Origin of the sequence: Hymenobacter sp. B81 (genome assembly GCF_044628455.1) — a bacterium.
Classification (GTDB): Bacteria; Bacteroidota; Bacteroidia; order Cytophagales; family Hymenobacteraceae; genus Solirubrum.
This window is the reverse complement of the sequence record NZ_JBIYZW010000004.1, coordinates 65,141-81,889: the sequence shown is the minus strand read 5'-3', so window position 1 is coordinate 81,889 and position 16,749 is coordinate 65,141. Positions and strand designations below refer to the sequence as shown.

At 65.2% G+C, this 16,749-nt stretch carries 16 protein-coding genes; 15 read left to right on the top strand and 1 reads right to left on the bottom strand.

Going from position 1 to position 16,749, the window contains the following annotated elements; all coding sequences use genetic code 11:
* The first annotated feature begins 31 nt into the window (after positions 1-31).
* The 15 genes from ACE191_RS20875 to ACE191_RS20805 all read left to right on the top strand — a co-directional run bounded on the left by ACE191_RS20875 (position 32) and on the right by ACE191_RS20805 (position 15,380).
* Positions 32-364 (top strand): 2Fe-2S iron-sulfur cluster-binding protein, encoded by a 333-nt coding sequence (locus tag ACE191_RS20875; protein ID WP_400194195.1) that lies wholly within the window; start codon positions 32-34, stop codon positions 362-364.
* Between the two features lie 90 nt (positions 365-454).
* Positions 455-697, top strand: a complete 243-nt coding sequence (iscX, locus tag ACE191_RS20870) for a Fe-S cluster assembly protein IscX (protein WP_400194194.1) — start codon at positions 455-457, stop codon at positions 695-697.
* Positions 698-759: 62 nt separating this feature from the next.
* A complete protein-coding gene (locus ACE191_RS20865) occupies positions 760-1,245 on the top strand; it encodes a KdsC family phosphatase (RefSeq protein ID WP_400194193.1) in 486 nt (161 codons plus the stop codon).
* A 104-nt stretch (positions 1,246-1,349) separates the two neighbouring features.
* A complete protein-coding gene (locus tag ACE191_RS20860; RefSeq protein ID WP_400194192.1) occupies positions 1,350-1,544 on the top strand; it encodes a cold-shock protein in 195 nt (64 codons plus the stop codon).
* 139 nt (positions 1,545-1,683) lie between these two features.
* Positions 1,684-2,589: a geranylgeranylglycerol-phosphate geranylgeranyltransferase gene (locus ACE191_RS20855; protein WP_400194191.1), complete on the top strand. Its 906-nt coding sequence runs from the start codon at positions 1,684-1,686 to the stop codon at positions 2,587-2,589.
* Between the two features lie 483 nt (positions 2,590-3,072).
* On the top strand, positions 3,073-4,248 hold the full coding sequence (locus ACE191_RS20850) for a BamA/TamA family outer membrane protein (protein WP_400194190.1): 1,176 nt from the start codon (positions 3,073-3,075) through the stop codon (positions 4,246-4,248).
* Between the two features lie 118 nt (positions 4,249-4,366).
* Positions 4,367-5,515, top strand: coding sequence for a BamA/TamA family outer membrane protein (locus ACE191_RS20845; protein ID WP_400194189.1), 1,149 nt, complete (start codon positions 4,367-4,369; stop codon positions 5,513-5,515).
* 113 nt (positions 5,516-5,628) lie between these two features.
* A complete protein-coding gene (gene purH / locus ACE191_RS20840; RefSeq protein WP_400194188.1) occupies positions 5,629-7,206 on the top strand; it encodes a bifunctional phosphoribosylaminoimidazolecarboxamide formyltransferase/IMP cyclohydrolase in 1,578 nt (525 codons plus the stop codon).
* Between the two features lie 67 nt (positions 7,207-7,273).
* The gene (locus tag ACE191_RS20835; RefSeq protein WP_400194187.1) at positions 7,274-7,597 is read left to right on the top strand and encodes a hypothetical protein; all 324 of its coding nucleotides are present in this window, start codon (positions 7,274-7,276) and stop codon (positions 7,595-7,597) included.
* 167 nt (positions 7,598-7,764) lie between these two features.
* Positions 7,765-8,790 carry a rod shape-determining protein gene (locus tag ACE191_RS20830; protein ID WP_400194186.1) on the top strand — a complete coding sequence of 342 codons (1,026 nt, stop codon included), beginning with the start codon at positions 7,765-7,767 and terminating at the stop codon, positions 8,788-8,790.
* A 97-nt stretch (positions 8,791-8,887) separates the two neighbouring features.
* Entirely contained in the window at positions 8,888-9,817 is a 930-nt protein-coding gene (mreC, locus tag ACE191_RS20825; protein ID WP_400194185.1) for a rod shape-determining protein MreC, read from the top strand.
* Complete coding sequence (locus tag ACE191_RS20820) at positions 9,814-10,344, top strand: hypothetical protein (RefSeq protein WP_400194184.1); 531 nt, start codon at positions 9,814-9,816, stop codon at positions 10,342-10,344. Before mreC ends, ACE191_RS20820 begins: the two co-directional genes overlap by 4 nt.
* A gap of 447 nt (positions 10,345-10,791) precedes the next feature.
* Positions 10,792-12,636, top strand: a complete 1,845-nt coding sequence (gene mrdA, locus ACE191_RS20815) for a penicillin-binding protein 2 (protein WP_400194183.1) — start codon at positions 10,792-10,794, stop codon at positions 12,634-12,636.
* Positions 12,637-12,664: 28 nt separating this feature from the next.
* Positions 12,665-13,960: a rod shape-determining protein RodA gene (gene rodA / locus ACE191_RS20810; RefSeq protein WP_400194182.1), complete on the top strand. Its 1,296-nt coding sequence runs from the start codon at positions 12,665-12,667 to the stop codon at positions 13,958-13,960.
* 28 nt (positions 13,961-13,988) lie between these two features.
* Positions 13,989-15,380: a hypothetical protein gene (locus ACE191_RS20805; RefSeq protein ID WP_400194181.1), complete on the top strand. Its 1,392-nt coding sequence runs from the start codon at positions 13,989-13,991 to the stop codon at positions 15,378-15,380.
* A gap of 15 nt (positions 15,381-15,395) precedes the next feature.
* Here the strand turns inward: ACE191_RS20805 and ACE191_RS20800 are convergent, their stop codons facing one another.
* Positions 15,396-16,706, bottom strand: coding sequence for a hypothetical protein (locus tag ACE191_RS20800; RefSeq protein WP_400194180.1), 1,311 nt, complete (start codon positions 16,704-16,706; stop codon positions 15,396-15,398).
* Positions 16,707-16,749: the final 43 nt, after the last annotated feature.

Here is a 16,749-nt window from a genome sequence, read left to right as displayed (position 1 = left end):
CCCCGCATTTTGCCCGTCAAGCCCATTCTCAGTGAAAGCTGTCAACATTACCTTTAAGTTCGCGGACGGCCAGCCGGAGCAGACCCACGTAGCCGCGCAAGGCGAGTCGGTGCTGGACGTTGCCCTCAACAACGGCATTCAGCTGCAGCACAACTGCGGCGGCGTGTGCGGGTGCAGCACCTGCCACGTGTACGTGCTCGACGGCGGCGACGACCTGCCCGAAATCAGCGACAAGGAAGAAGACTTTATCGACCGCGCCGTGGACCCGCGCCTGAACTCGCGCCTGGCCTGCCAGTGCGTGGTGCAGGCCGCCACCGAAAACCTGGTGGTGGAGATTCCCAAGCAGGATTTCCTCGGCCACTAATTTTTGAGTTGTCAGTTGCGGGCTGTCAGTTGACAGTTCGTGCTGATACCTGCCCTGACAACTGCCAACCCGCAACTGATAACTGATAGTATGACCCACTTCGAGCCCCCCATGCACTGGCAGGACCACGAAGACATTGCCATGGCCCTCTACGAGAAGTTTGGTGATGAATTCGGCGAAGCCCGCATCTACCGCATCCGCTTTACCGACCTGCTCGACTGGGTGCTGAGCCTGCCCAACTTCGCGGGTACCCGCGAGCAGGCCAACGAAGGCCACCTGGAGCAGATTCAAGCCAAGTGGGTGTACGAGTGGCGCGACAACCAGAAAGGCTAGTCGCCCGCGGCCGGGGCCCGCGCCCCGGCTTCACTCCCTCCCGTTTTACCGTGGCTTTGTAAATGGTTGATCTTTCCGCTATCCAGGCTTTTATCTTCGATGTTGACGGCGTGCTCACCGATGGCACCCTGCTGGCGCTGAACACCGGCGAGCAGGCCCGCAGCTTCCACATTCACGACGGGTTTGCCATCCGCCACGCCCTGCGCAAGGGCTACCGGGTGGTCATCATCTCGGGGCGCGAAGAAACCGGGGTGCGCAAGCGCCTGGAGTCGCTCGACGTGCGCGACATCTACCTGGGCGTCGACGACAAGATGAAAATCTTCAACACCTACATCAACCTGCACCGCCTCGACCCGGCCCACATTGCCTACATGGGCGACGACGTGCCCGACATGGAGGTGATGCGCCGCTGCGCCGTGGCGGCCTGCCCCGCCGATGCCACACCCGATGTGCAGGCCATCAGCAGCTACGTGGCGGCCCGGCCCGGTGGGCACGGCGCCGTGCGCGAGCTGGTGGAAGCCGTGATGAAAACCCAGGGTACCTGGTAGCCCGAGCGGCTGGCCCGGACCGCCGGGCCGGGGTTGCAGGTGTTAGATATTCCGATACTTTTACCGGGACATCCATTCACCTTTCACCCCCTTCTTTGCTTGCCATGAAAACAGGAACCGTCAAATTCTATAATGAGTCGAAGGGCTTCGGCTTCATTACGGAAGATGCCACGAAGGAAGACTTCTTCGTGCACATTACCGGCCTGGGTGGTCTCCAAATCCAGCAGCACGACCGCGTCGAGTTCGATACGCGGGAAGGCCGCAAAGGAATCAATGCCGTCAACATCAAAAAGCTCTAGGGGAAGCACGCCTTCGATAGCATTGTAAGTCACTTGCCTGAAACCCTTTTCAGTTCTCTGAAAAGGGTTTTTTTGCGCCTGGGCGGGGCGGGGGGCGGGCGGGTACGTACTTTCGCCGTCGGCCTTTTTTCCGCTGCTCATGGTTTCTCCCGGCTTCCAGTCGTCCGTACCCGCCCCGGGCAGCCGGGCCGGGCTGCACCTGGCCCGGCTGGTGCGTCTGCCCAACCTGCTTATCATGGTCCTGTGCATGGCCCTGACGCAGACCTGCCTGCTGGCCCCGGCCCGGCCCCTGCAGGCCCTGCTCGAGCCGCGCTTCGGGTTGCTGGTGCTGGCCACCGTGTGCGTGGCGGCGGCCGGCTACATCATCAACGACTACTACGACGTCAAAATCGATACCATCAACCGGCCGGGGCAGCTGGTGGTGGGCCCCGTGGTGGGCCGCCGCCCCGCCATGCTGGCCCACCTGCTGCTCAGCTTCGAGGGCGTGGTGGTGGCCGCTACCCTGGGCCGGGCCGTGGGGGCCGTTACGGTGGGGGCGGCGCTGCTGCTGTGGGGCTACTCGGCGCGGTTTAAGCGGCTGCCGCTGGTGGGCAACCTCAGCATTGGGCTGCTCACGGCCGCGCTGGTGCTGCTGCCCGAGCTGCTGCACCGCACCGGGCACCCGGCCGTGTGGGCCTATGCGCTGGCCGCCTTTCTGCTCACGGTGGTGCGCGAAATCGTCAAGGACGTGGAAGACATGCGCGGCGATGCCCAGCACGACTGCCGCACCCTGCCCATTGTGCTGGGCGTGGCCCGCAGCAAGTGGGTGGCGGCGCTGTTTCTGGTAAGCCTGCTGTGGCTGGTGGCCGCGGCCATCGGGCAGGGCTTTGCCGGCGGGCAGTGGCGCCTGGCTTCGTGGCTGCTGGGCACGGTGCTCGGGCCGCTGCTGCTGCTGGCCCAGCGCCTGCTGCGTGCCGACCGCCGCCGCGACTTTGCCCGCCTCAGCACCCTGTGCAAGCTGGTGATGCTGGGCGGCGTGCTCTCCATGCTGGTGGTAGGGCGCTAAAGCTCCGGCCCGTTTCGGCCCCGGCCCGCCGCGTTGGCCGTGCTTCCGGTCTGTGCTGGAAAGGGCCCCTGCTTCTCCGGTGGGTGGCTTTAAGCGCCCGGCGTTCGGGGAAGGCAAGGGGGAGTAAAATTCTGACCTCATCGAAATCTTACCCACTCTCGCGGCGTGCAGCTGGGGAGGGGTAAAAATTTGACTCCCTCTAAATTTTACCCAACCTCTCTTCAACGAAACCTTGGGATAATTTTTTGACCCCCTTTAAAAATTATCCCAAGGCGCTGCAGCCAGGATCTGGGATACTTTTTTGGCTTCCTCGAAATTTTATCCCAACCCGCGGTTATCAGTCGGGTGAGATGAGGAAAAGCCTGGTGGTTGGGGAGCAGAGCCTAGGAGGTGGCCCCGGGCCGGCCGCAGTCAGCCATTCTCGGGCGGCGCCGTATAAGGCGGTATTCGGGGCACCATGCCGCTGCCCACCTCCCTCTGCCCATGCGTTTCTATACCCTGCTGCTCTGGTTGAGCACCTGTGCGTCGGTGGCGCACGCCCAGCAACCTGACTCTACCGCTGCCCCAGCCCGTACCGAGCGCGACCTGCGCCTGGGCCAGCCCGCCAAAAACCCCGACGACCGGCCCAGCTTTATTCCGGCGCCGGTGATATTCTACGAGCCCGAAACCGGCATTGCCGGCGGCGTGACTTTCCTGCCCACCTGGCGCCACGGCCGCGACACCACCGTGCGCAAGTCCAACGGCCGCATCGGGGGCTGGTACTCGCAGAAAAAGCAGCTCAACCTGCAGCTCAGCCACACCATCTTCACCCGCCGCGAAGCCTGGCTGATTACCGGCGACCTGCTGTTCTACGACTACCCCATCTTTTTCTACGGCATCGGCAACGACACCCGCCTGGCCGACGAAAGCGAAATTTCCTACAAGGTGCTCACCTTCAACCAGCGCGGCCTCAAGCAGCTGCTGGTGCCGGGCTTGTTTGCGGGCCTGACCTACCGCTACACCGACACGCGCGACATTCAGGCCGACTTTCCCACCGTAACCGACGGCGACCAGCCCAACCTGCTGCTGACCCAGGTGCCCGCCGAGCAGCGGCGCGACACGCGCATCTCGGGCCTGGGGCCGTCGGTAATTTACGACACCCGCGACAACGTGCTGAGCACTTTCGGCGGCAACTACCTCGACCTGCAGGCCCTGTTCAACCGCGCGGGCCTGGGCAGCGACTACAAGTTCACCCGCTACCAGCTCGACGCCCGCCACTTCCGGCCCCTGCGCCCGGGCTCCAACCGCACCATCCTGGCCGGGCAGCTGCTGGGGCAGTTCAACCGCGGCAACGTGCCCTTCCGCGAGCTGGCTGGGCTGGGCGGCATCAGCGTGCTGCGCGGCATCTACGAGGGCCGTTTCCGCGACCGGCAGCTGCTGATGGGCCAGGTGGAGCTGCGCCACCACTTGTTCTGGCGCCTCAACGCGGCCGTATTTGCCGGCGCCGGCCAGGTGGCCCCCCGCCTGCGCGATATGGGCCTGGGCGAGTTCAACTACGCGGCCGGCGGCGGCCTGCGCTTTCAGTTCAACCGCCGCGACCGAATCAACATCCGATTCGACTACGGCGTGGGCTCGGGCGGCTCCAGCGGCCTGTACTTCGGCGTGAACGAGGCCTTCTAAGCTGGCTTGGGGAAACCGGGGCCGCCGGCAGGTATTTCTGCCCCGCAACTGTCCGGCGCCGCGTTGCTTTCAGTAGATTGAGCAGCCATCCAAGTCGGGTGGCTGCTTTTTCGTTTCTATGCGTAGCCACCGTTTGCTACTGGCCCTGAGCGGGCTGCTGGCCACCGTCTTTTCTACCGCCGCCGTTGCCCAGACGCTGCCCGCCGATTCAGCGGCCCCCGCCCGTAAGGTGCGCCGGGTGAAGGTGGCCGCGTTGCCCATCGTGTTTTCGCAGCCCGAAACCGGTCTGGCCTACGGCGCGGCGGTGCTGCCGGTCTGGCGCTTCGGCGCTGATACAGCTACGCGCAGCTCCAACGCCCGCCTGCTGGGCTACTACACCCAGCGCAAGCAGTCCAGTCTGTCGCTCACCTACAACCTGTTTACCCCGGGCGAGCGGTGGATTCTGGGCGGCGAGGCGTTTTACTTCAACTTTCCTTACTACTTCTACGGCGTGGGCAACGACACCCGCAAGGCCGAGAAAAGCGACATTTCCTACAAGGTCGTCATCGTCACCCAGCGGGTGCTGCGCAAGGTGCGCCCGCACACCTTCGCCGGCCTGGGCTTCCGCCTCACCGACCTGCACCACATCCGCCTCGACGATCCGCTGACCGACGACGGCCAGAAGCCCAACCTGCTGCTGCTGCGCGACCCGCGCGAGCGGCAAACCACCGTGGTGTCGGGCCTGGGCCCCACGTTGCTCTACGACAGCCGCGACAACGTGCTCAGCACCTGGCGCGGGAGCTACCTTGAGGCCAGCGCCCTGCTGATGGGCCGCTACCTGGGCAGCGACTACCGCTTCACCCGCCTGCTGCTCGATGCCCGCCATTTTCGGCCCCTGTGCCGCGGCAACCCGCGCACCATCGTGGCGGGGCAGGTGCAGGCGCAGTTTCACGCCGGCCGGGTGCCCTTCCGCGAGCTGGCCAACCTGGGCGGCGAACGAATGCTGCGCGGCATCTACGAGGGCCGCTTCCGCGACCGGCAGATGGTGGCCGCCCAGCTGGAGCTGCGCCAGCAGCTGTTCTGGCGCCTGAGCGGGGTAGCCTTCGGGGCCGCCGGGCAGGTGCGCGACCAGCTGGGCGACTTTCGGCCCGGCGCCTTCAACGTGGCCGGCGGGGCGGGCCTGCGCATTGCCGTCAACCGCCAGGACCGCCTGGGCATCCGCATCGACTACGCGGTGGGCTCGGGGCAGTCGAGCGGGCTGTATTTTGCCTTCAACGAGGCATTTTAGGGGAAATCAGGACCACAGGTTCAGGGCGCGTAACAATTCGGTAACATGGGCCGGGCCGCGGGGCTGAGTTGGGCGCGCTACCTTCGTCCCGCATTTCACCCACTTCGTTGCCCATGTCACTTACCCCCGCTCCGGCCTCCCACGCGGCCGAAACCACGCCCGCCCAACCCATCCGCGCCGCCCTTGTTTCGGTGTATTACAAAGACCGGCTCGAGCCGCTGGTGCGCCTGCTGCAGCAGCAGGGCGTGCAGCTGTACTCCACTGGCGGCACGCTCAAGTTCATCCAGGATCTGGGGGCCGAAGTCACCGCCGTGGAGTCGCTCACGGGCTTTCCGGAGGTGTTTGGCGGCCGCGTGAAAACCCTGCACCCCAAGGTGTTTGGCGGCATTCTGCACCGCCGCCACGAGGCCGGCGACCTGCGCGAGGCCGAGCAGCACCAGATTCCGCCCATCGACCTGGTGGTGGTGGATCTGTACCCCTTCGAGGAAACCGTGGCCAGTGGCGCCGACGAGGCCGACGTCATCGAAAAAATCGATATCGGCGGCATTTCCCTGCTGCGCGCCGCCGCCAAAAACTACCGCGACGTGCTGGTGGTCAGCTCGCGCGAGCAGTACGCGGCCGTAACCGAGCTGCTCGCGGCCCAGCAGGGAGCCAGCACCCTGGCGCAGCGCCGGCACTACGCCGCCGCCGCCTTCGAGCAAACCTCGCACTACGACACGGCTATCTTCGGCTACCTCAGCCAGGGCACCGAGCTGGCCGGCGGCACGCTGAAAGTCAGTCAGCGCCAGGCCACGCCGCTGCGCTACGGCGAAAACCCCCACCAGCAGGGCACATTCTACGGTGACCTGGCGGCCCTGTTCGACCAGCTCCACGGCAAGCAGCTCAGCTACAACAACCTGGTGGACGTGGACGCGGCGGTGCTGCTGATGCAGGAATTTCAGGGCGGCCCGGCGGCCTGCGCCATTCTCAAGCACACCAACGCCTGCGGCGTGGCCCAGGCCGATACGCTGCGCGCGGCCTACCTGAACGCGCTGGCCTGCGACCCGGTCTCGGCCTTCGGCGGCGTGATTATCGTGAACCAGGAGGTGGATGCAGCCACGGCGGAGGAATTAAACAAGCTGTTCTTCGAGGTGCTCATCGCCCCGGGCTTCGCCGCCGATGCCCTGCCCACGCTGCAGAGCAAGAAAAACCGCATTCTGCTGCGCCAAAAGCCGGTGAGCTTTCCGCAGAAGCAAATCAAGACCCTGCTCAACGGCGTGATTGAGCAGGATTTCGACCGCGCCATCGAAGGCCGCGCCGAGTTCCGCCCGGTCACCGAATCGGCCCCGACGGCCGAGGAAACGGCGGCGCTGGAGTTTGCCCTGAAAGTGTGCAAGCACACCAAGAGCAACACCATTGTGCTGGCGCGGGCCGGGCAGCTGCTGGCCTCGGGCGTGGGCCAGACCTCGCGGGTCGACGCGCTGCGGCAGGCCATCGAGAAGGCCCGGGCCTTCGGCTTCGATTTGCGGGGCGCCGTCATGGCCTCCGACGCGTTCTTTCCCTTCCCCGACTGCGTGGAAATTGCCGCCGAGGCGGGCATCCGCGCCGTGGTGCAGCCCGGCGGCTCCATCAAAGACCAGGACAGCATAGCCGCCTGCAACCGCCTCGGTATGGCCATGGTACTGACCGGCGTGCGCCACTTCAAGCACTAAACGGTTACGGTTTGCGAAAACGGACGCTTGAAGGCAACTTCGGGCGTCCGTTTTTTTGGTCCCCATCATGCCCGATCTGTTCAACCCGCTGTCCAAGGCTCGCCGCAAAGTCGATTACGGCCTGACCAAGCTGGAAATTGCCGTCTTGCTATTGTTGCGGGCTGCCACGGTAATTGGCATTGTGGTGTTCCTGATTGGGGCCGTGGTGCGGTTGGCTTCGGTGAGGCTTGCTGGACTCGGTACCTGGCTATTGTGGATTGGCGGCATTGGCGGCGGGTTGTCCATCTGGTTGGCCTACCGCCTGGGCGCTGAAGACGGCGCCACCGGCGCTACCATCGACAGCGGCCTGCAACAGCGCCGCAAGCGCTTGGAAGAGCTGCGGTCGAAGTAAGCCTTGGCCGTCGGCCCCGCCACGCGGCCTGCCTGATGTCGGAGCTTGGGAGCAGAGCCGTCCGCTGCGGCACTTCGGCCGGTTGGGGCCTTACCGGAAAGCTTGCTTACCTTTGCCGGACTTTTTCCGGCGCCACCCGCGCCCCCTTTCCAACTCGCCGCAACTCAATGGGATTCTTCAATTTCCTGACCAGCGACATCGCCATTGACCTGGGCACGGCCAACACGCTCATCATCCACAACGACAAGATTGTGGTGGACGAGCCGAGCATCATCGCCAAGGACCGTACGACCAATAAAATCATTGCCGTGGGCCGGCAAGCGCAGCAGATGCACGAAAAGACCCACGACAACATCAAAACCATTCGTCCGCTGAAGGACGGCGTCATTGCCGACTTCCACGCCGCCGAGGAAATGATCAAGGGCCTGATTCGGATGATTGACACCCGCACGCGCCTGTTTCAGCCCTCGCACCGCATGGTTATCTGCATACCCTCGGGCATTACGGAGGTGGAGAAGCGCGCCGTGCGCGACTCGGCCGAGCACGCCGGCGCCAAGGAAGTGTGGATGATTCAGGAGCCCATGGCCGCGGCCATCGGCATCGGCATCGACGTGGAGCAGCCCGTAGGCTCGATGATCATCGACATCGGCGGCGGCACCACCGAAATTGCGGTTATTGCCCTCTCGGGCATCGTTTGCGACCAGTCCATCAAGACGGCCGGCGACGTGTTCAACCAGGACATTCTCGACTACATGCGCCGCCAGCACAACCTGCTGATTGGTGAGCGGAGCGCCGAGAAAATCAAGATTGAAGTGGGCGCGGCCCTGACGGAGCTGGAAGTAACCCCGCCCGACTACGAAGTGCGCGGCCGCGACCTGATGACCGGCATTCCCAAGGTTATCAAGGTCACCTCGGCCGAAATTGCCATTGCCCTCGACAAGTCGGTGGCCAAAATCGAGGAAGCCGTGCTCAAGGCCCTGGAAATTGCCCCGCCCGAGCTGTCGGCCGACATCTACGACAACGGCATTCACCTGACCGGCGGCGGGGCCCTGCTGCGCGGCCTCGACAAGCGCCTGGCCGTGAAAACCAAGCTGCCGATTCACGTGGCCGAAGACCCGCTGCGCGCCGTGGTGCGCGGCACCGGCGCCGCCATCAAGAACATCGTCGGCTTCCGCAGCGTGCTGCTTACTTAATTATGGATTGATAATTAATAATTAGGAATTGTCGATATGCCGGGACGAAATAGAGTGCCCGAAAATTGATAATTCATAATTATTAATTCATAATTAAATGAGAAACCTGCTCACCTTCCTTTTCCGCTACCGGGGCATCCTGGTATTCGTGGTGCTGGAAATCGTGAGCCTGGTGCTGCTGATTCGCAACAGCGCCTACCAGCGGGCGGCCTTCTTCAACTCGGCCAACACCTACGCCGGCCAGGTGCTGGAGGTGCGCACCCGGATTTACGACTACTTCCGTCTGGCCGACGTGAACCAGGCGCTGGTGGCCGAAAACGCCCGCCTGCGCCAGCAACTGTACCGCTCCGACCTGAGTCAGCGCCAACCCGACAGCCTGGCCGTGGCCGGCGACAGCAGCGGCGTGCAGCTGCGCCCCGACTCGGTGTTGCTGGGCACGCGGGCGCTGCCCACCCGGGCGGCGGAGTTTCCGCTGGTGCCGGCCCGCGTCATCAACCAAAGCCTGCGCCGCGTGGACAACTACCTGACCCTGAACGTGGGCAGCCGGCAGGGCGTGCGGCCGGGCATGGGCGTGCTCACGGCGGCCGGCGTGGTGGGCCGGGTGCGGCAGGTGAGCGAGCATTACGCCACCGTCACCTCGGTGCTGCACTCCAAAACCACGCTCTCGGCCAAGATCAAGCGCGACAACACCTTCGGCACCATCCGCTGGCTGGGCGACGACCCCACCCACGCCTCGCTCGACTACATTCCGCGCCAGAACGTGCTGGTGCGCGGCGACTCCGTGGTGACGTCGGGCTACAACGCCATTTTCCCCGAGGGCATTCTCATCGGCACCATCGACCGCTACGTGAAGGAGCCCGATAAGAACTTCTGGACCGTGGACGTGCGCCTGGCCGTGAATTTTGCCAACCTGACCTACGTGTACGTCATCGGGCCGCAGCCGCGGGCGGCCGAGCGCGACACGCTGGAAGCCCGTTCGGGCCTGCGCCCCGATGTGGGCGGCCGGGGAGAGGAGGAGCAGCCATGATGCAGGGCCTGGGCAACGTGGCGGTGCAGCTGCTGCGCTTCGTGGGGTATGTGCTGGTGCACATGCTGGTGGTGAGCCGGCTGCCTTCGCTGTTTGGCGTGGGCTGGTGCTTTTTTTACTTGGGCTTCCTGCTGTTCCTGCCCATTGCCACGCCCGTGGTGGCCCTGCTGCTGCTGAGCTTCGTGACCGGCTTTGCCATGGACGTGTTCTACGATACCGGCGGGGTGCACGCGGCCAGCGCCGTGCTGCTGGGCTACCTGCGCCCCTGGGTGCTGCGCCTGCTCACGCCCCGCGACGGCTACGACGCCCAGGACTCGGTGAACATTCACCAGATGGGCTGGCAGTGGTACCTGGTGTACACGGCTCTGCTCATTGCTATTCACCACGCGGCCTTCTTTTTCCTGGAGCTGGGCAGCCTGCGCGTGGTGGGCATCACGCTGCTGAAAGTGCTGGTGAGCACCCTGTTCACCGGCCTCACGCTGCTCATCATCCAGCTCATCTTTTTCCCCGCCCGCCGCCGACGGTAGTTGCCAGTTGCCAGTTGTCAGGGGTGAGTTGTCAGTTGCGAGCTGGCCAAGACCGCATGACGGGGGGGCGTGCGCGGGCTGAAACCAACCGCCCGGCCCGCTCGGGTAGCTTCTGCTTTAGGTTTTTCAGCTTCGTCAAAAACCTAAAGCAGAACGCATCGTCGATTTGCTTTAGGTTTTTCGGCTTGTTCAAAAACCTAAAGCAAAACACGCCGTCAATCTGCTCTCGGGTTTTGAGGGCCGCCAAAATCCGAAAGCAAAAACGCCGGGGCGTGTTCGTTTTTGGTTTTTCGTTGCTGGTGCATTGCCGCGAAAAACGAAAAACCAGCAACGAACAACTGAAAACTCCCAGCTGACAACCGGCAACTCGCAACTCGTCCCGGCTGTTGTACCTTTGCTGGTCCGGTGACGGCCGGTTAGTGGTTCACTTTCAGTTCTTACCCTCCGTTGCAATACCTCGAAGGTCGCAAATACGTGGTGCAGGGCATTTTCCTGGCGGTGGCGTTGGTGTTTGCGGTGCGGCTTTTCCACATTCAGGTGCTCGACGGCAGCTACAAGCTGGCCGCCGACAAGAACACCCTGCAGCGCATCGTGCAGGTGCCCTACCGCGGGCTGATCTACGACCGCAAGGGCCAGCTGCTGGTGCAGAACACGCCGGTGTACGATTTGATGGTGGTGCCCCGCGAAGTGAAAAACCTCGACTCCACCCGCTTCTGCCAGCTGCTGCAGATGCCCATTGAAGAGCTGCGCGAGGGCCTGCGCCTGGCCAAGGTGTACTCGCGCGTGAAAGCCTCGCCGCTGGTGCAGAACCTGAGCACGCCCGAGCTGGCCGCCATTCAGGACAACCTGGTGGACTTTCCCGGCTTCAGCATCAAGGCCCGCATGGCCCGGGCCTACCGCACCCAGCAGCTGGCCCACGCCCTGGGCTACGTGGGCTCCATCACGCCTTCCATGCTCGAAAAGGAGAAGTACGCCAAGTACGTGGCCGGCGACTTTCTGGGCATCACCGGCCTCGAGTCGTTCTACGAGAAGGAGCTGATGGGCCGCCGCGGGGTGCAGTACCGCATGGTGAACGTGCGCGGCATCGAGAAGGGCGCGTTTCGCGACGGGGAGTTCGACACGCTCTCGGTGGCCGGCAAAGACCTGCACCTGAGCATCGACACCGAGCTGCAGAAGTACGGCGAGTACCTGATGCAGGGCAAGCGCGGCTCGGTAGTAGCCCTCGACCCGAAGACCGGCGAAATCCTGGCGTTTATCTCGGCCCCCACCTTCGACCCCTCCAAGCTCACGGGTAAGGGCTCGGGCAACCGCTACATGGCCCTGCTCAACGACACCACCAAGCCCCTGTTCGACCGCCCGCTGGCCGCCACCTACCCGCCGGGCTCGGTGTTCAAGCTCGTCAACGAAGCCATTGCCCTGCAGGAAGGCGTGGTGACGCCCTACACCGGCTTTCCCTGCAACTGGAAGCTGGTGCGCTGCACCCACCGCCACGAGTACCCGGCCACCTCCACCATTGCCATCAAGAACAGCTGCAACCCCTACTTCTACCAGGTCATGTTTGCCACCGTGCGGCGCGGGCGCTCCAAAAGCAAGTTCCGCGACGTGGCCCTGGGTTTGGCTGACTGGCGCCAGCACGTGGTGTCGTTTGGGCTGGCCCAGCACCTGGGCGTTGATCTGCCGGGCGAGCGGATGGGGCTGATCCCCTCGCCCAACTTCTACGACAAGCGCTACGGCGTGAACCGCTGGAGCTACAAGACCATCTACTCGCTGAGCATCGGGCAGGGCGAAATCGGCATCACGGGCCTGCAGATGGCCAACCTGATGGCCATTTTCGCCAACCGCGGCTGGTACTACCCCCCGCACTTCGTGCGCAGCATCGGCAACGGCGGCCCACGGCCCGAGTACCTGCAAAAGCACTACACCTCAATCGACGCCCGGCACTTCGACGCCATCGTACCCGGTATGCAGGCGGTGGTGGACGGGCGCGGCGGCACCGCCGAGTTTGCCAGCCTGCTCGACGTGGGCATTTCGGTGGCGGGCAAAACCGGCACCGTGCAGAACGCCCACGGCGACGACCACGCCACCTTCGCCGCCTTTGCCCCGGCCGAAGACCCCCAGATTGCCATTGCCGTGTTCATCGAAAACGCTGGCTTCGGCGGCGCCTCGGCTGCCCCGCTGGCCGGCCTGATGATGGAAAAATACCTGCGCGGCGACATTGCCCCCTGGCGCAAGCGCTGGGAAAACTGGCTGCCCGGCCCCGCGCACCGCTTCATTACCCGCCGCCGGCACTAGCCGCCCATCCTCCTGCTTTTCTCCTGCCATGCCCGCTTCCCCCGCCCGTTACAGCCGCAGCGTCGACTGGATTACCGTGGGGCTGTACGCCCTGATGGTGAGCCTGGGCCTGCTCAACGTGTACGCGGCTTCCTACACGCCCGAGGTGCCGTTCTCGCGCGTGTTTGCCGCCGACTGGAGCGGGCTGATGGCCTTCAACTGGTTTAAGCAGCTGGTCTGGATCGGGGCGGCCGTGGTGCTCATCGGCGTGCTGCTGGTCATCGAGTACAAGGCCTACGACACCTTTGCCTACGTGCTCTACGGGGGCATGATTGCCCTGCTGCTGGTGACGCTGGTGGTGGCGCGCCCCATTGCCGGCTCGCGCTCCTGGCTGGAGCTGGGGCCGGTGCGCCTGCAGCCGGCCGAGTTTGCCAAGTTTACCACTGCCCTGGCGGCCTCGCGCTTCATGGCGGGCATCAACCTCAGGCAGCAGAACTTCCAACAGCAGCTGGTGCTGGCGGGCCTCACCCTGCTGCCGCCGCTGCTCATCCTGGCGTCCAACGAAACCGGGCAGGCCCTGGTGTTCGGCGCCTTTCTGCTGGCCTACTTCCGCGAGGGTATGTCGCCGCTCATCCTGCTGATTCTGGCCGCCGCTGGCATCGTGCTCATCCTTTCGCTGCTGGTGCCCAAAATCTGGCTGGTCGGGGCCTTCACCCTGATTCTGGTGCTGGTGTTCGTGTTCAACACCCGGGTGCTGCGCCACCACCTGCCGCTGTCCTTGTCGGTATGGGCCGTGGTGCTGGGCATGGTGTTCGGCGTCGACTTCTTCTATACCAGCGTGCTGCAGCCCCACCAGCGCAAGCGCATCGAGGTGCTGCTCAACCCCTCGGCCGACCCGCTGGGCGTGGGCTGGAACGTGACGCAGAGCAAGATTGCCATCGGCTCGGGCGGGCTCACCGGCAAGGGTTTCCTCGAAGGCACCCAGACGCGCTTCGACTTCGTGCCCGAGCAAAGCACCGACTTCATTTTCTGCACCGTGGGCGAGGAGTGGGGCTGGTTGGGCACCATGACGCTCATCATCCTGTTCATGGCCCTGCTCTGGCGGGTCATTTTCGTGGCTGAGCGGCAGAAGTCGGTGTTCGGGCGCACCTACGGCTACTGCGTGGCCAGCATCATCTTCTTTCACTTCGTGGTGAACGTGGGCATGACCATCGGGCTGGCCCCCGTGGTGGGCATTCCGCTGCCCTTCTTCAGCTACGGCGGCTCCTCGCTCTGGTCGTTTACCATTCTGCTGTTCATCCTGCTGGGCATCGACGCCTACCGCAAACAGGATTTGGTGCGCTGAGCCGCCGGCCGGCTTGCTACCTTCGCGCATGCCTCTGCCCGTAGCTTCCGCCGGCCTTTCGGTCACAATCCAGTCGCCGGCCCCGGCGCCGCGCTGGTTCTGGGGCGCGCTGGTGCTGCTGCACCTGGCGGCCCTGCTGTTTCAGCTGCAGCAGCGCTACTACCTGTTTCCCGATTCCGACCGCTACCTGACCGAGGCCGAAAACATCGTGCACCACGGCGAGTTCTACGCCCGGCCGCCCGCCGAGCCCCGGCACCCGCAGGAGTACACCATGCGGCCGCCGGGCTACCCCCTGTGGCTGGCGGCGCTGGGCACACCGGCCGGCTACGTAGCGTGGGCTTTGCTGGCGCAGAACGTCCTCAGCCTGCTCAACCTGGCCTGGATAACCCGCCTCGTGGGCCGCTACGCGCCCCCGGCCTGGGGCTGGTGGCTGCTGCTGACGGTGACCTTCCCCGGGCAAATCATCTACGCCAACGTGCTGATGAGTGAGCTGCTGCTGCAAACCGCCGTGGTGGGCATTTTTGCCAGCGCCGTGGCCTGCTGGGAAAGGCCGCGGGCCCGGCACTTCGCGGCCCTGGCGGGCTGGGCCACGCTGGCCATGTTCGTCAAGCCCGTGTTCTACCCCTTCAGCGCGCTGGTGCTGGCGGCCGGGCTGTGGGCGGCGTGGCGGCAGCGGCGGGCGGTGCTGGCAGCCCTCGGGGCGCTGCCGCTGGTGCTGGCCCTGCTCTATCAGGGCTGGAATGCCCAGCGCACGGGCTACTTCCACTTTTCCAGCATCGCCGAAATCAACCTGCTGCGCTACAACGTGCGGGCCGTGCTGCGCAAGGTAGAAGGCCCCGAAGCCGCCGACCGCCACCTCGACGCCATCATTGCCCGCGCCGGGCAGCAGCCCGGTTACGCCGCCGAGCAGCGCTACATCAAGGCCGAAAGCAGCCGGCTGCTGCGCCAGCACCTGGGGGCCTACGCCCTGATTCACGCCCAGGGCAGCGTCAACTTTTTTCTCGACCCCGGCCGCTTCGACGTGGTGCACTTTCTGGGGCTGCCCGAGCCGCCGGGCGCGGGGCTGCTGGCGCGCTTCAGCACCGCGGGCGGCTACCGCGCCGTCTGGGCCTACGTGCGTACCCTGCCCGTCGGGCTGATTGCCGGTCTGCTGCTGGTGGCCGCGGCCAACGCGTTGCGCCTGCTGCTGCTGCTGCGGTTTCTGCTGGACCGGCTGGCTCCCCTGCACCTGCGGGTGCTGGTGGCCGGCCTGCTGGGCTACGTGGCCGTGCTCACCGGGCCGCTGGGCGCCGCCCGCTTTGCCGTGCCCGTGCTGCCGCTGCTGCTGGTAGCCGTGCCCTTCGCGCTGGCCCGTTGGCCCCGGCTCAGTGGGCCGCCGCGCCGTGGGGCCGCTGAAAAAAGCGGCGGGGCTCCTGGGTAGAAGCCCCGCCGCGGGTCAGGCAAATTTGCGGTCGATAAGCCGCAGCAGCTTGTTCACGTGCTCGTCCTTGCGCACCCACTGGTAGCGCTGGCTCAGGTCCTGCTGCACGTAGCGCCGGGCCGATTCGGCGTCGGGCAGGGCGTCGAGGTGCTCGATGGCGGCGTGGTACTCCATGTTCTCGCCGTTGAACAGCTCGTTGATGAAGCTGAAGCGCTGGTTGATGGAAATGGCGTTGCGCAGCGACTCCACCTTGGGCTGAATCTCGGCCAGCGTGGCCGCCGGGGCCGGGGCCAGCTTTTCGTAGAGGCTGCCGGTTTTGCCGTTGCTGGAAGCCAGCTTCTCGTGCAGCGTGCCACCGGGGCTCACCGTTTCGGCCAGCGGGTTGCGCTCGGGCGTGAATACCTCGGCCGCGCGCACCGGAGCGGGTGCGGCTGGGGCCGCGACGGCCGGGGTCGGCTCAACGACCGGGGCTTCGGCTACTGCTTCCAGCGGCTGCACTACGGGCGCGGGCGCGGCCGGCTCGGGTTGCGCGGGCACTGCTGCCGCGGGCTGCTGCACCGTGGCCGAAACCGTGGGGGCCGGTTCTGGCGCCGCTACGGCGGGAGCGGCGGCTTCTACCGGGCGCACCGGCTCGGGGTGCGGGGCGGCAGCTGGCATTTGGACGCTGGGCTTGTCGGCCGGCTGGGCAGCCGGCTCGCGCAGGTCGGCGGCGTACACGGGCAGCAGAACGCTGAGCTCGTGCATCACCTGCTCGGCGGGCTGCAGCTCCTTGTAGTGGGCCTCGGTGTGCAGGCGGAAGCGGTTGAGCAGGTACTCCCGCTCCTGGGGCACGTCGGCCGGCAGGCTGTCGACAAACGACTGAAACAGGGGCTTGTTCACGTCCACGTAGCGCAGTGCGTCGCGCAGCTGGGCCGGGGTGGCCGAGGTCTGGTCGGCGGGGAACAGCTTGTCGGCGAAGATGGCGGCCGGCTCGAGCACGGCGCGCAGCGTGTCGGTGGCGGCCTGGGCCAGCAGGGGCTCGTAGGTGGCGCGCGTGAGGCGGATGCGGCGCGAGAGCAGGTTCATGAGCTGCGTCAGGGCCTGGCGCACGGTGGCGTCCTCAAAATCGAAGTAGGGGCTGCGCAGCCGGGCCATTTCCTGGGTCCACTGGGTGAGCAGCTGCTGCACCACGAACAGGTTGAGCTGGCGCACGGGCGTGAGGCGCAGCACGGCCGGGCCGTCGAGGGTAGCGCCTACGGGCTGAGTGGAAAAATGAGCGTCACAGACGCGGGCGGCCAACCGGCGGCCGTATTCCTGCAGCTGCGCGCTGCTGTACGTATCTTGCATCACCTCTGGAAAACCTGCGTTAAGCAGGCAATTTACGCTTAAA